A 13,708-nucleotide genomic window follows, 5' to 3' on the forward strand; every position below is an offset into this window, starting at 1 on the left:
GGGACCGGCCCATTCGCGTGAATGGGCCCGCGCCGGGGCGTACCGGGAACCCGCTCTCTCGATCATGTCGGGGACGACAAGCGTGGGAGGTACGCCCGTGAGCAGCACCCTCTTCAGGACGAAGAGCGTCGAGCAGTCCATCAAGGACACCGAGGAACCGGAGCACGCGCTCAAGAAGTCGCTGTCCGCCCTCGACCTCACGGTCTTCGGTGTCGGCGTCATCATCGGCACCGGCATCTTCGTACTGACCGGAAAGATCGCCAAGGAGACGGCGGGGCCCTCGGTGGCGCTGGCCTTCGTCGTCGCCGGGCTCGTGTGCGGGCTCGCCGCGCTCTGTTACGCCGAGTTCGCGTCGACGGTGCCGGTGGCCGGGTCGGCGTACACCTTCTCGTACGCCTCTCTCGGGGAGTTCCCCGCCTGGATCATCGGCTGGGACCTGATCCTGGAGCTGGCGCTCGGCTGCGCGGTGGTCGCGGTCGGCTGGTCCGGGTATCTGCGGTCGCTGCTCGACACCGCGGGCATGCATCTGCCGCAGTCGCTGAGCGGGACGCACGAGGGGACCTTCGGCTTCGACCTGCTCGCCTGCCTCCTGGTGCTCGCGCTGACCGGCATCCTGGTCCTCGGCATGAAGCTCTCGTCGCGCGTGACCAGCGTCATCGTCGCCGTCAAGGTGACCGTGGTGCTTCTGGTGATCATCGTCGGCGCGTTCTTCATCACCGGCTCCAACTACGACCCGTTCGTCCCGCCGAGCGAGCACAGCGAGGGCGCCGGGGGCGTCGCCGCGCCGCTGGTCCAGCTCATCTTCGGGTTCACGCCGTCGAACTTCGGCGTGATGGGCATCTTCACCGCGGCCGCCGTCGTCTTCTTCGCGTTCATCGGCTTCGACATCGTCGCGACCGCCGCGGAGGAGACCCACAACCCGCAGCGCGACGTGCCCCGCGGCATCCTCGGCTCCCTCTTCATCTGCACGATCCTGTACGTCGCCGTGTCGGTGGTCGTCACCGGCATGCAGAAGTACAGCGAGCTCTCCACGGACGCGCCGCTCGCCGACGCCTTCAAGTCCGTCGGGCACCCCTTCTGGGCGGGCCTGATCAGCTTCGGCGCGGCCGTCGGCCTCACCTCCGTCTGCATGATCCTGCTGCTCGGCCAGACCCGGGTGTTCTTCGCGATGAGCCGCGACGGACTGCTGCCCCTCACGTTCTCCAAGGTCCACCCCAAGTACGGCACCCCGTACCGCTCGACGGTCCTGCTCGGCGTGATCGTCGCGATCGTCGCGGGCTTCACCTCCATCGACGAGCTCGCCGAACTGGTCAACATCGGCACGCTGTTCGCCTTCGTCGTCGTCGCCCTCGGCGTCATCCTGCTCCGCAGGCAGCGTCCCGACCTGCCGCGCGCCTTCCGCACCCCGCTGGTGCCGCTCGTCCCGGTCCTGTCCGTGCTCGCCTCGCTCTGGCTGATGCTGAACCTGCCGGCGGAGACCTGGATCCGGTTCGGCGTCTGGATGGTGCTCGGCGTCGTCATCTACTTCGCGTACGGGCGTTCGCACAGCCGCCTGCACGTCCGGGACCGGCACGCCGGCGACAACGTACGGTAGCCGCGCCTCTCCGTGCCCCGTATGCCCGCGCCGCCCTCCGCATCACTCCGCTCCGTACGCACGCTCCGGGTGCCGGGCCCGCGCAAGGAGTACGTCCCCGAGGGCGGTGCGCGCGGCTCCTACTGGATCCGGCTGCTCCCGCTGCTCGCCGCCCTGGCCTGCGTGACCCGGCTGCCGTCCTTCCGGTGGCCGCTGTGGAACCCCGACGAGGGCTATCTCGCCGTCCAGGCACGGATACTGGCGGACGGCGGGACGCTCTACGAAACGGTCGTCGACCGCAAACCGCCGCTCGTCCCCTGGCTCTACGCGGGCTCCTTCGCGCTCTTCGGCGACGGCACCCTCCTCCCGCTGAAGGTCCTCGCGGTCGCCGCGCAGCTCCTCACGGCGGTGCTCCTGGTCTCGCTGGCCCGGCGCCGCTGGGGCGACGGCGCGGGCCGCACGGCGGGCGTCCTGTACCTCCTGATCTCCATCGGCCTGCACCCGGAGGACACCCAGGCGGCCGCCTTCGAGGTCTTCATGCTGCCGTGCACGGCGGCCGCCATGTGGTGCGCCGACCGCCGCAGATGGGGAGCCGCGGGCGCCGCGGTCGCCTGCGCCTTCCTCGCCAAGCAGACCGGGGGAGCGGTGCTGCTGCCGGTCGGCTGGCTGCTGTGGCGGGGCGGCGCGCCCCGCCGGGACACGGCCCGCCTGGCGGTAGGCCTCGGCGCCCCCGTCCTCGCCGCGGCCCTCCTGACGACCCCCTCGGGCTTCGTCTTCTGGACGGTGACGGGATCGGGCGCGTACGCCTCCTTCACCGGCTCCGAACTCCACGTACTCGGTAGGGGATTGGTGAACGCGGCGGTCCTCGCGGCGGCCTGCGCCGGAATCCTCCCCCCGGTCATCCGCGTCCTGCGCATCGCCCGCACCGGGGCGGCGGAACTCTGGCTCTGGCTCGCCTCGTCGTCCGCCGCGGTCCTGCTCGGCTTCCACTTCTTCGGCCACTACTACCTGCAACTCATGCCGCCCCTTGCCCTGTTGGGCGCGGCCTCCCTGCACATCCTCCCCCTCGAACGGACGGTACGGGCGATCACCGTCTCCGGCTGCGCCTGCGCGGTCTTCCTGGCCTGGGGCCTGCTCACCCCCCGCCCCGAACTGGCCCACGCCACCCGCCTCGCGGACACGGTCAGGGCACGCACCGCCCCGGACGACCGGGTCCTGTTCTGGGGCATACACCCGGAAACGTACTGGCTGGCCGACCGCACCCCCGCCAGCCGCTACCTCACGGCCGGCCTGCTCACCAACTACAGCGGCGGCAGGAACGGCCCACAGGTCGGCGAGAAATACGCGGTCGACGGCGCCTGGCCGACCTTCCGCACCGAACTCCGCACCCACCCCCCGACCCTCGTGATCGACGACTCCCGCGGCAAGCCGTACGCCCCCGAACGCGTCCCGTCCCTGCGCAGGGTCCTCGCTGTGGGGTATGAGCCGGTGATGCGGGTGGGGGGTGCGGTGGTGTATGTGCGGGTGGTCCCCCGAGGCCCCGTGGCGGGTGCGCCGTAGAGTGTGGCGCCTGTTCGCCTAGGGGGTTGGCCGGTGCAGGGGATACGTCGTTGGGCAGCGATCGTCGCGGTGCCGCTGGTACTGGCAGTGGTGGGTGGCTACAGCTGGTACCGGTTGAGCGACACGGGTAAGCGGTGGCGCTACGAGGACAAGCTCGCGTCGTACTGCGGCGGTGTGCTGCCGTACGAGGAGACGGTGGCCCTCACCGGCCTCCCGGCCGACCCGGACAAGCAACTGCCCCATGACATGGAGAAGGGCACTCCCCGGCTGGGGTACGACTTCTGCTGGATCGGGCACTCGGACGTTTTCGTCACTGCCGCACGTGTCCCGTCCGGATCACAGACGTACGACCTCAAGTTCCACGTCCCGCGGGAATCAGCCAAGGCACGTCCAACGCCTTTGGGTGGTGGCTGGCGGGGGTTCACCGACGGCGTGAACACCACGGTCGTCCTGCCGTGCACCAACCGGGCCAGCGCGGTCGTCGTCACCGCGAACCGCTCGGCGCGGCACGCCGAGCCGAGCGGTCAGAGGCAGGTGACCGAACTCGTCACGGCGACCGCCACCAAGGCCGCCGAGCGATGGGGGTGCGAAAGCAAGCGGGGCACGCGCGTGCCGGAGGTCACCCCGGCCACTGGTCACACAAGCCTTGCCGAGGCGAAGGGCACCTGCGCCGGGCTGTCTCCGGCACGGAAGAGGTTTGACGAGGTGGCGGAGTCGACCGCCGAGGGGCTCGCGCCGTTCGAAGTGTGTGAGTTGGTGGACTCAGCAGAGGAGTACGGATACAGCCTTACGGCCTCCTACGGCCCCTACGCCCAACGAATGCGCGGGCAGGAGAGCCGGGACGTGGCGATGCGCGTGAAGCCGGCGGGCAAGGAGGAGGGCCTCAGCGATTCATTCTGGGCGAGCGCCCAGTGCCCGGGCGACGGTTCCCGTGCCCTGTTCCGGATCCAGCCGTACGGGATGACGGGCTATGGTCCGGCATTCGCCCGGGCCGCGCTCGCCGCGTTCGCCGAGCGGTCCGCCGACCGGCACGGCTGCACCGACCTCCGCTTGCCTGCGGGCCCTCAGGGGTGGCCGCAGCCCTAGGAGCCGTGCCGGGGCTCCCGCTGCCAGCTGCGCGTGAGGTCCGTCAGCGCCCCCACCGCCTCCCGCGCATGATCGCGGTCCTCGCGGATCTTCGGGCCGAATTCGATGTGGAGGAACGGGACGTCGTGGGCGGTGGCGGTGCGGCCCTGGATGTTGGTGCGGCCTGCCAGGGGGCAGGAGCGGGCCCAGGCGCGGCAGACGTCGTAGCCCTGTTTGCGGAGGGCGTCTGCGAGGTCGCGGCCCTCGGATATCGCTTCCCTGCCGCGGCCCGTGGAGGCGACCACGTCGTGCCTCGGAGCCGAGTCGTCCGCCATTCCGTGCAGCTGCACGCCGGGGAGTCCGCGGCGCACCAGCAGGTCGCAGACGGCGTGGAAGACGGTGTCCCGGCGGTGTGCCACGTCCGCCTCTTTGCCGCGTCCGGCTTTGCGATGTGCTCCTGCGATGACGAGTATGCCGCCGGGCGCGCGGTTCATGAGCTCCGCGCCGAGCCGTTCGGTGTACCGGTCGGCGACGGGGTGCGGTATCTGGACCGACCAGCGGACGGGGGAGCCGAGGTCGATGTAGACGCGCCCCCAGCCGCGGGGGGCCGCGCCGCCCTCGGAACGGTCGGCGATCTCCGCGTACCGGCGCCCGGTGGCCGTGTCGGTGAGTGTGCGGACCGCGAAGTCCACGTCCGACAGGTGGCGTTCGGCTTCTTTGCGGCGGCCGTCCAGGAGCAGTCCGACGCCTTCGGCGACCGTCTGCCGGTCGGTGCGCGAGGGCGGGCGGTATCCGCTGTCCTCGCCGAAGGCGGCGGTGTAGTCGGTGATCGTCTGTTCCAGGCCGTCGCCGACGCCCTCTCCGGGGGGTGCGGTGGAGGGGCTCCCGCGCTCTCCCGAGGGTTTTCCGTCCTCCCGGGAGGAGCCGGACCCGCACTGGGAGAGGGTGAGGACGCAGGCGGTCACGGCGGCGACCACCCCGAGCTTCTTTGCTACTGCTACCGGCCGAGTGCGGGAGTTCATCATGGTTGTATAAAGATAGCCCTGTGATGACACGTCCCTCCCGCAGGCATCTCGTGACCTGTGCGGCCTCCGCGCTCCTGCTGCTCGCCACTGCCGCCTGCGGCCCCTTCGGCGACGACGAAAAAGCCGCCGACGGCGGTCCCTCGTTCACCGTCGCCGCCGCGGGCGACATCCTGATCCACCCGCAACTGACCGACCAGGCCCGCAAGGACGCCAAGGTCTCGGGCAAGGGCGAGAAGGGCATCGACTTCCGGCCGATGATGGCCGGGGTCAAGCCGGTCATCAGCAAGGCCGACCTGGGCATCTGCCACTTCGAGCCGGTGGTGGGCAAGCCCGGCGGCCCCTTCCAGAGCTACCCCGACTTCCTCGTGCCGCCGCAGATCACGACGGCCATCAAGGACGTCGGCTACGACCAGTGCTCGTCCGCCTCCAACCACACCCTCGACCACGGCCCGGCCGGTGTCACCCGCACCTTGAACGCGCTGGACAAGGCGGGCCTGCGGCACACCGGTTCGGCACGCAGCAAGGCAGAGGCGGACAAACCGCTCATCACCGAGGTGAAGGGCGTCAAGGTCGGACAGATATCCTTCGCCTTCGGCTTCAACGGCCGCGAGGTCCCCAAGGACAAGCCGTGGATCGTCAACCAGAACCGCTTCGACGCGATCGCCGCCGCCGAGAAGAAGGCCCGCGCGGCGGGCGCCGAGGTCGTGATCCTCAGCATCCACTGGGGCCGTGAGAACCAGCCCAACGCCAGTGCTTCGCAGCTCAAGCTGGCCCGCAGGATCGCCAAGGAGACCGGCATCAACCTCGTCCTCGGCCACCACGCGCACGTCGTCCAGCCGATGGAGAAGGTCGACGGCACCTGGATCGCGTACGGCCTCGGCAACCAGATCGCCCGGCACGACGTGCCCAGCGGACTGACCGAGGAGGGCGTCATCGGCTGGTTCGAGTTCGTCAAGCGTGACGGGGAGTGGGACGTCGACGCCAAGTACGTGCCCACGTTCGTGGACATTCCGCCGGACCCGGACGAGACCGGCGCCCTGCCCAAGGGCGCGGTCAAGGACCACCGGCTCCTCGACGTCGCCGCCGCGCTGCGGGACGGCGAGAACCTCAGCGACCAGCAGCGCTCCCGCTACCGCCTCGCCTTCGAGCGCACCCAGGGCACGCTCCTCAACCGGGGCGCGAGCCAGGACGGCCTCGAACCGCTGGAGGAACTGCCCGCGGACTGACCGCCTCCGCGTCGGCCGGGCAAGCCAAACCCCCGATCGACGCGATCTAGCTCACATTCGGCTTACTTCGTACATCCCTCCGGGGGTATCGCGGGTCAAAGCCTTCCGGAACGCATCACTGTGCGCTTCCACGCCCCGCGTCACTCCATGAGAGGAGCACCCCTTGGCCGCTTCGCGTTCGAAGCGGCGGCACAAGGTCCGCCGAAGGACCGACATGTCCCTGCTGGGTGGCATACGTCCCCCCATCGCCGTGCTGTCGGTCCTGCTCCTCGCCCTCGCGGGCATCACCGCCCTCACCTTGGGCCGCGCGGGACAGGAGGCCGTCCCCAAGGCGGTCAAACTGTCCCAGCAGCACTTCGCCGAGGACGGCGCCATCGCGCTGCGCGCCTCCATCGATGAGTCCGTCACCGACCTGAACCGGACCGCCGAGCTCTTCAGCGCGGGCGACCCGGTGCCCGCCGACGCCGTCCTCGACAAGATCGGCAGCGTCTACCAGAAGTGGATGGGCACCGCTGTCGTCGAGATCTCCTCGGGCAAGCTCCTCGCCGCCCGGGGCGAGAACCTGCCGCTGACCGCCATCGACCGCGGCAAGCTCGCGGACAAGGACGGTCTCGCGCCGCGCATGGTGCGGCTGGAGAACGGCGAGACCCGGCTGCTCTCCTTCGCCCTGCTCACCTGGAAGGGCCAGCCGCAGCAGCTCCTGGTCGCCTCCAGCAGCCTGCGCTTCCCCGGCATCAGCCTCGGCAAGTTCCGCTCCATCGCCGTCGTCGGCCAGGACGGGCACGTCCTGAGCACCGACGGCATCCCCGAGCCCGAGCAGGTCCTCACCGACCTGCAGCGCGAGGAAGTCAAGCAGTCCAACAAGCAGCTCAAGTCGTTCGCCGAGTCCGCCGCGAAGAAGGCCCGCACCCATCCGCTCATGTCGAAGGAGCCGGGTTCGGGCGGCTTCCTCGGCGTCAGCGGTCACCTCACCGGCGAGCGCTACCTCGGTGAGCGGGCCGTCGCCGGATACGCGGGCCTCGCCGGGCCCGAGGCGGGCGAGGCCACCGTCGCCACCCGGCTCGGCCTCACCGTCGTCGCGATGGTCCCGGTCGCCGAGGACCCCACCGCCACCAGCAGCTCCGCCTTCGGACTGCTCGCCGCGGCCGCCCTGCTCGGCATCGGCGGCGTCACGATCTTCCTGCTCCTGCGGACCGTGCAGCGCCCGCTGATCCGGCTCTTCCTGGAGGGCCGCCGCCTGAGCCGCGGCGACCTCGAACGGCCGGTGTTCGTACCGAAGTCCGGCGAGGCCGCCCGCATCGGCGCCGCCCTCGAACGGCTGCGCCGCCAGCTCCTCGGCGCGCCCGCCGAACCGGCGCAGAGCCCCGCCCGCCGCCGCAGGTTCGGCAGCCGCACCCTCATCGCGGTCTGCGCCGTCCTGCTGCTCGCCTGGTCCGCACCGCTCATGCTGCTGCTCAACCGCGCCGGCGACACCGTCGTCGTACCGCAGCAGATCGTCAACGACCAGCGCGAGCGCACCGACACCCTCACCGACCGGGTCCGCCGCGCCCTCAACGAAGGCCACGCCGACCTCACCTCGGTCGCCTCCCTCATGGGCGACCGCACCGAGCCGTCGGACATGACCAGGGTCCTCGAAAGCACCCTGAACCAGCACGCCCGCTACCAGTCCCTGTACGTCCTGGACGCCAAGGGCAAGATCGTCGCCGAGGCGGGCGACGACCCCCGCAGCCCGTCCGGCAAGGGCCCCTCCGACAAGCCGATCCGCGTCCTCGACGAGGGCGGCAAGGAGCCCGTCATCCTCGGCACCGCCGAGGTGCCGGGCCGCGAGGGCGCCGCGGTCGTGGGCGAGTTCCGTATCGACTTCCTCAACTCGCTGCTCAAGCGCCCCGGCCTCGGCGAGGTCCGCGTCGTCGACGACGAGCGCAAGGTGATCGGCGCCAACACCGGCTACCGCGAGTTCGAGGGGCTGCCCAGCGGCCGCCTCGACGCGCTCGCCGAGGGCACCGGACAGAAGGTCGGCCTCAGCCCGCGCCCCAGCGGTGTCCTCTACCGCGACGGCGACGACATCCAGATCGCGGCCGCGGCACCGTTCGTCGGCGGTGGCGCCGCCGGATCGCTCGGCTGGTCCGTGCTCAGCTGGCAGCCCGCGTCGGGCCTCGCCATCCCCGAGTACACGTACCAGAACCGCACGGTCCTCGCGGGCATGCTCGGCATCACGGCGGCCGCCGCCTGCCTCGGCTGGCTGCACATCGTCGTCATCCGACCGCTGCGGCACCTCGCCGACCAGGCCGAGGCGCTGGCCGACGGGGACCGCAAGACCGTCCTCTACCCGCGCCACCACGACGAGGTCGGCGCCGTCACCCGCAGCCTGGAACTCATCAGGCAGCAGCTGCCGACGGGCACCCAGCGCAAACGGGACGGCGTCACGGCCGGCCTCGCCGGAAGGAACTGAACCCCCGTGCTCTTCCTCTACACCGTGCTCGTGGTGTGCGGTGCCATCCTGCTGGCGGCCGGCGTCGTCGAACAGCGGCGGCACTTCGCCAGCCTGGAGCACATACCCTCGCGGGTCCTCGTCAACGGCATCCGCGGCAAGTCCTCCATCACCCGCCTCTGCGCGGGCGCGCTGCGCGGCGGCGGGCTCACCACGGTCGCCAAGACCACCGGCACCGCGGCCCGGTTCATCCACCCGGACGCCACCGAGGAGCCCGTCTACCGCAAGTTCGGCATCGCCAACGTCGTCGAGCAGATCGGCATCGTGCGGCGCGCCGCCGCGTACGACCCGGACGCCCTGGTCATCGAGTGCATGGCGGTCATGCCCGCCCTCCAGGAGATCAACCAGTCCAAGCTGATCCGCTCCACCATCGGCGTGCTCTGCAACGTCCGTGAGGACCACCTCGCCGAGATGGGCCCCACCCTCGACGACGTGGCGCGCTCGCTGTCCCGCTCCATGCCGGAGGGCGGCATCTGCGTCACCGCGGAACAGGACCGCTTCGACATCCTCAAGGAGGAGGCCGACGCGCGTAACTGCCAGCTGATCTACGCCGACCCGGAGACGGTCACCGACGACGAGCTGCGCGGCTTCAGCTGGTTCACCTTCAAGGAGAACGTGGCGATCGCGCTGAAGGTCGCCGAGCTGCTCGGCGTCGGCCGCGAGGTCGCCCTCCAGGGCATGTACGACGCCCCGCCGGACCCCGGTGTCCTCTCCGTCGAGCGGTACGCCACCGAGGACGGCAAGAAGCTCCGCTTCGCCAACGTCTTCGCCGCGAACGACCCCGAGTCGACGCTGATGAACATCAACCAGCTGCTCGACCTCGGCGCCATCCACCGCCCGCTCAACGTCGTCATCAACTGCCGCCCCGACCGCGTCGAGCGCAACGGCCAGATGGGCGAGATCATCCCGGACCTGAAGCCGGACAAGGTCTTCGTCATCGGCCACCCCGCCAAGTCCGCCATCGACGCGATCCCCGCCGAGTGGCGCTCCCGCGCCGTCGACCTCGGCGGCGACCGGCGCGACCCCGAGGAATTCATGCGCGAGATGCTCGCGCAGCTCGGCGCCGACTCCTCACTCGTCGCGATCGGCAACATCCACGGCCAGGGCGAGCTGCTCCTCGAACACCTCGCGGAGCTCCCGCCCGACGAGAGCGAGGAGCAGGCCCCCGAGGAGCCCGCCCCGTTCTACGAGCCGCACGTCGACCCGTACCAGCACTACCCGGAGGCGTACGAGACGCGGTACGCGCCCCAGCACGCCCCGGTCCAGCACGCCCCGGTCCAGCAGTACGAGGCGTACGCGCCCCACCAGGAGTACGTACAGCACCAGGAGTACGTGCCCCAGGAGACGTACGGGTCGTACGCGCCGCAGGAAACCTATGCGCCGCAGGAGACGTACGCGCCGCAGGAGACCTACGCGCCGCAGCAGCCGTACATCCCCCAGCAGCCCCACGTCCCCACGCAGCCCCCCGCCCCCCGCGGCCTGTTCGAGCCGCGGGTGCCGCCCGCACCGCCCGCCGCAGACGACACCCAGCAGTGGCACAGCCCAGGAGAGCACCGTTGATTCCCTCCGTCCTCACCCCCGAGATCGCCGCGGTCGGCATCGCGCTCGGGCTGCTCTTCTCGCTGGTCTGCTATCTGACGACCAACCTCTCGCCCGGCGGCATGATCACCCCGGGCTGGCTGGCGCTCACCCTCGTCGAGGACCTCCAGCGCGCCGCCATGGTGGTCGGCGTGACCGTGCTGACGTACGCCGGCACGCTGCTCATGCAGAAGTTCGTGATCCTCTACGGCAAGCGGCTCTTCGCCGCGGTCGTGCTGCTCGGCGTGACGCTGCAGGCGACCGTCATGATCATCCTGTCGATCGAGTTCCCGCTCATGTACGCGAACCAGACCCTCGGCTTCATCGTGCCGGGCCTGATCGCCTACCAGCTGGTGCGCCAGCCCAAGGGCCCTACCCTCCTCGCCACGGGCTCGGTGACGCTCATGGCCTACGTCGTCCTCACCGCCGGGATCCTCCTCGGCTTCATGCCGTCCGCCTGATTCCAGGAGCCATTCATGCCGCCCAAGAAGAAGCGCCCCGTCCTGCACGCGGCGACCGTGCTCGCCCTCCTCGCCGGCAGCGCGTACCTGACCGTCGAGCTGCGCAAGGACGAAGAGGCCAAGGCGCCCAAGGTGCAGGCCGTCACCGACACGCCGGGAGGGCTGCACAGCAGCACCGGCCAGGAATCGGGCGGCAAGCAGAAGTGGGAGCGCCTGAAGAACCCCGAGCGCTCCGTCCTTCGCACCGACGGCGGCAAGGTCCTCGCCACCTTCACGGACGGCGCCCGCACCGCGACCCTCACCGGCCCCAGCCGCACCTTCACCGAGCCCGCCAACACCAAGTCGCGGGTCGTGACCAACGACTGGGTGCGGCTGATGCCGGAGATCTGGCGCGAGGGCGCGGAGAAGGAGAAGTGGTTCAAGGACTGGTACAAGGAGTTCTCCGGCAGCGAGGAGGACGACATCTTCGCGATGGCCTTCCAGTACGTCGAGGGCGCCCCGGTCAAGAAGGACGACGAGGGCATCGCCTACGCCGGTGACGCCAACTTCGGGCCGCTCAACCCGGACGGCAGCGCGGGCAACGACCTGCGCCTCGAACAGTCCGACTTCTTCGACTACCTCGGCATCCCGTACACCTTCCGCAACGGCACCACCCTCCAGCCGGAGAAGGCGCGCGCCCGCTCCATGGACTGCTCCGGCTTCATCCGCACGGTCTTCGGCTACCGCGCCCGCTACCCCCTGATGGCCGCCGACGGCGCCGGCGACGGCCTGCCCCGCACCGCCAACGGCATGGCGCGCGGCAAGGTCGGCACGGACGTCATCGAGCTGAAGGGCGTCAGCGCGGCCGACCGCCCGAAGTCCATCGACGTCGTCCAGCCGGGCGACCTGGTCTTCTTCAAGCTCGACGCCCGCACCAAGCAGCGCCTGGACCACGTCGGCATCTTCCTCGGCCACGACGCCGACGGCCACAAGATCTTCGTCTCCAGCCGCGAAGAGGTCAACGGGCCGACGATCGGTGACAAGGGCGGTACGTCCCGCCTCGACGGCAACGGCTATTACGCGTCGACGCTACGCAGCGCGAAGCGGCTGTAGCGCTTCGGCGGGTTATTCGTAACCTGCGGGCCGGAGGGGGCTTGTCGCGCAGTTCCCCGCGCCCCTTACGGGGCGCGGACCGTCCTCGGGCCCGCGCATTCCGCGCCCAGCTCGCCCACCCTGTGGCGCAGTTCGCGGTCGGCCGTGATCACCAGGCACGGCCGGCCCGCCGCCTCGGCGGCCAGTTCCACGATGTGGTCGTCGCCGCTGCCGGGCGCGCTCTCCACGCGCACACCCGGCACGGACTCCACACCCCGGGCCGCCCCCTCGACGACGAGGACGATCTCCACCGGCCCCGGACGCCCCGCGACACCTTCTTGTGCGTACGCGACGAGCGCGTCCCGCAGCCGTTCCGCGGCCCCGCGGCGGTCCTTCCACCACCCGTCGGGCACGGATCCGACGACGTTCGCGGCATCGACGACGACGAGAGTTCTCATGCGGCAAACGTAAACTAATAGGCAAAACGCTGTGCGTCCGTGAAGTGGAAGGGTTGGCGCCGAGTCATGCCGTCGAGGTCCACCAGCACCGGTGCCCCGGAGACCGCCCGGTGGCTGCTGCGCGGCCACGACGGCCGCCTCACCGCCTACGCCCGCGCCGAGGGCGGCCTCCTGCGCTGGACGGAGACGAGGTCCGGCGGACCGGAGTGGAGCGGCCCCGACTTCTTCGAGGCGCCCGACCTCACCTATCTCACCCTCGCCCAGGGCGTCGACGGATACGTGCACTTCGTGGGGAAGCGGGAGCGGCCCGGCGACGACGGCAAGGCCGTCGTCGACATCGTGCACTCCATCCAGTACCAGTCGGGCCGCCCGCTCATGGACTGGCGCTCGCTCGGCAACCCGCACACCAAGCTCGTCGAGCGCGCCCCGCACCTCGGCGCGCCCGCCGCCGCGGTGGACGCGGCGGGCACCGTCCACGTCTTCGTGCGGGACGCGGTGGGCAGCGTACGGATGCGCCGCGAGGGCAAGGGCGGCAAGTGGGAGGGGTGGAAGGACCTCAAGGTCCGCGACACCCTGGACGGGACGGTCGCGCTCGCCACGACGACGGGCCGCATCGAGGTCCTCGCCCCCGCGGGCAAGGCCACCCTGCGCTGGGCCCAGGAGAAGCAGGGCGGCGAGCTGGAGCGTGCCGAGGACGTCCCGCTCGTCCCCGCGCCCGGCTCCGGCACCGTCCTGGAGACCGCGCCCGACCGTCTGACGTACTACGCGGCCGACGCGCTCGGCGAAGGCGTCCTCGCGCACCGCCCGGAGAGCGGCGGCCCGGCACTGCCCCTCGGCGGCACCCCCGGCCCCGGCCCCACGGCGGCGCTCCGGGCGACCATAGACGGCCACGACTGCACGGTCCTGGCCCACCGCACGACCACCGGCCGCCCCGCGCTCGCCGCGTTCCCCACGGAGGACGAGGGTGCTGGCCTGTGGTGGGCCGAGACCGGCGAACCGTGCCTGGGCGCCCCGGCGTTGGCGCTCGACGCGCGCGGCCGCGTGGTCATGGCGGCGATCGGCCTCGACGGCACGCTGCGGATCGCGCGCCAGAAGGCGGAGCCGGGCCTGGCGCTGGCGGCGTGGACGCGGGTGTGAGCCGGGTATAGCAGCAACGGCGGTGGGCCGTACGGAACAACTCCCGTACGGCCCACCTTCGTT

Annotated in this window: 11 protein-coding genes; 9 read left to right on the forward strand and 2 right to left on the reverse strand. The window is 71.0% G+C overall.

Annotated elements, in window-relative coordinates; all coding sequences use genetic code 11:
• Positions 1-64 precede the first annotated feature (64 nt).
• From ACI2L3_RS06900 to ACI2L3_RS06910, 3 genes are all read left to right on the forward strand, one after another.
• On the forward strand, positions 65-1,594 hold the full coding sequence (locus ACI2L3_RS06900) for an amino acid permease (protein WP_404751239.1): 1,530 nt from the start codon (positions 65-67) through the stop codon (positions 1,592-1,594).
• Between the two features lie 21 nt (positions 1,595-1,615).
• Positions 1,616-3,133, forward strand: coding sequence for an ArnT family glycosyltransferase (locus tag ACI2L3_RS06905; RefSeq protein ID WP_404751240.1), 1,518 nt, complete (start codon positions 1,616-1,618; stop codon positions 3,131-3,133).
• A gap of 69 nt (positions 3,134-3,202) precedes the next feature.
• Positions 3,203-4,219 (forward strand): hypothetical protein, encoded by a 1,017-nt coding sequence (locus ACI2L3_RS06910; protein WP_404751241.1) that lies wholly within the window; start codon positions 3,203-3,205, stop codon positions 4,217-4,219.
• Here ACI2L3_RS06910 and ACI2L3_RS06915 read toward each other — a convergent pair.
• On the reverse strand, positions 4,216-5,175 hold the full coding sequence (locus ACI2L3_RS06915; protein WP_404751242.1) for a hypothetical protein: 960 nt from the start codon (positions 5,173-5,175) through the stop codon (positions 4,216-4,218). The two genes, ACI2L3_RS06910 and ACI2L3_RS06915, sit on opposite strands and share 4 nt — an antisense overlap.
• Before the next feature lie 71 nt (positions 5,176-5,246).
• Between ACI2L3_RS06915 and ACI2L3_RS06920 the strand changes: the two genes are divergently transcribed.
• From ACI2L3_RS06920 to ACI2L3_RS06940, 5 genes are all read left to right on the forward strand, one after another.
• Positions 5,247-6,449 (forward strand): CapA family protein, encoded by a 1,203-nt coding sequence (locus ACI2L3_RS06920; RefSeq protein WP_404751243.1) that lies wholly within the window; start codon positions 5,247-5,249, stop codon positions 6,447-6,449.
• A 214-nt stretch (positions 6,450-6,663) separates the two neighbouring features.
• Positions 6,664-8,901, forward strand: coding sequence for a cache and HAMP domain-containing protein (locus ACI2L3_RS06925; RefSeq protein ID WP_404751244.1), 2,238 nt, complete (start codon positions 6,664-6,666; stop codon positions 8,899-8,901).
• Positions 8,902-8,907: 6 nt separating this feature from the next.
• Complete coding sequence (gene pgsB, locus ACI2L3_RS06930) at positions 8,908-10,500, forward strand: poly-gamma-glutamate synthase PgsB (protein ID WP_404751245.1); 1,593 nt, start codon at positions 8,908-8,910, stop codon at positions 10,498-10,500.
• Positions 10,497-10,979, forward strand: a complete 483-nt coding sequence (locus ACI2L3_RS06935; protein ID WP_362991745.1) for a poly-gamma-glutamate biosynthesis protein PgsC/CapC — start codon at positions 10,497-10,499, stop codon at positions 10,977-10,979. The genes pgsB and ACI2L3_RS06935 overlap by 4 nt, the downstream gene beginning before the upstream one ends.
• A 15-nt stretch (positions 10,980-10,994) precedes the next feature.
• Entirely contained in the window at positions 10,995-12,071 is a 1,077-nt protein-coding gene (locus ACI2L3_RS06940; protein WP_404751246.1) for a C40 family peptidase, read from the forward strand.
• A gap of 65 nt (positions 12,072-12,136) precedes the next feature.
• Here the strand turns inward: ACI2L3_RS06940 and ACI2L3_RS06945 are convergent, their stop codons facing one another.
• Positions 12,137-12,508, reverse strand: a complete 372-nt coding sequence (locus tag ACI2L3_RS06945; protein WP_404751247.1) for an NTP pyrophosphohydrolase — start codon at positions 12,506-12,508, stop codon at positions 12,137-12,139.
• 66 nt (positions 12,509-12,574) lie between these two features.
• Between ACI2L3_RS06945 and ACI2L3_RS06950 the strand changes: the two genes are divergently transcribed.
• Positions 12,575-13,645, forward strand: a complete 1,071-nt coding sequence (locus ACI2L3_RS06950) for a hypothetical protein (protein ID WP_404751248.1) — start codon at positions 12,575-12,577, stop codon at positions 13,643-13,645.
• Positions 13,646-13,708: the final 63 nt, after the last annotated feature.

It is taken from the genome of Streptomyces sp. NPDC029674 (assembly GCF_044903205.1).
In the GTDB taxonomy this organism is placed as follows: Bacteria; Actinomycetota; Actinomycetes; order Streptomycetales; family Streptomycetaceae; genus Streptomyces.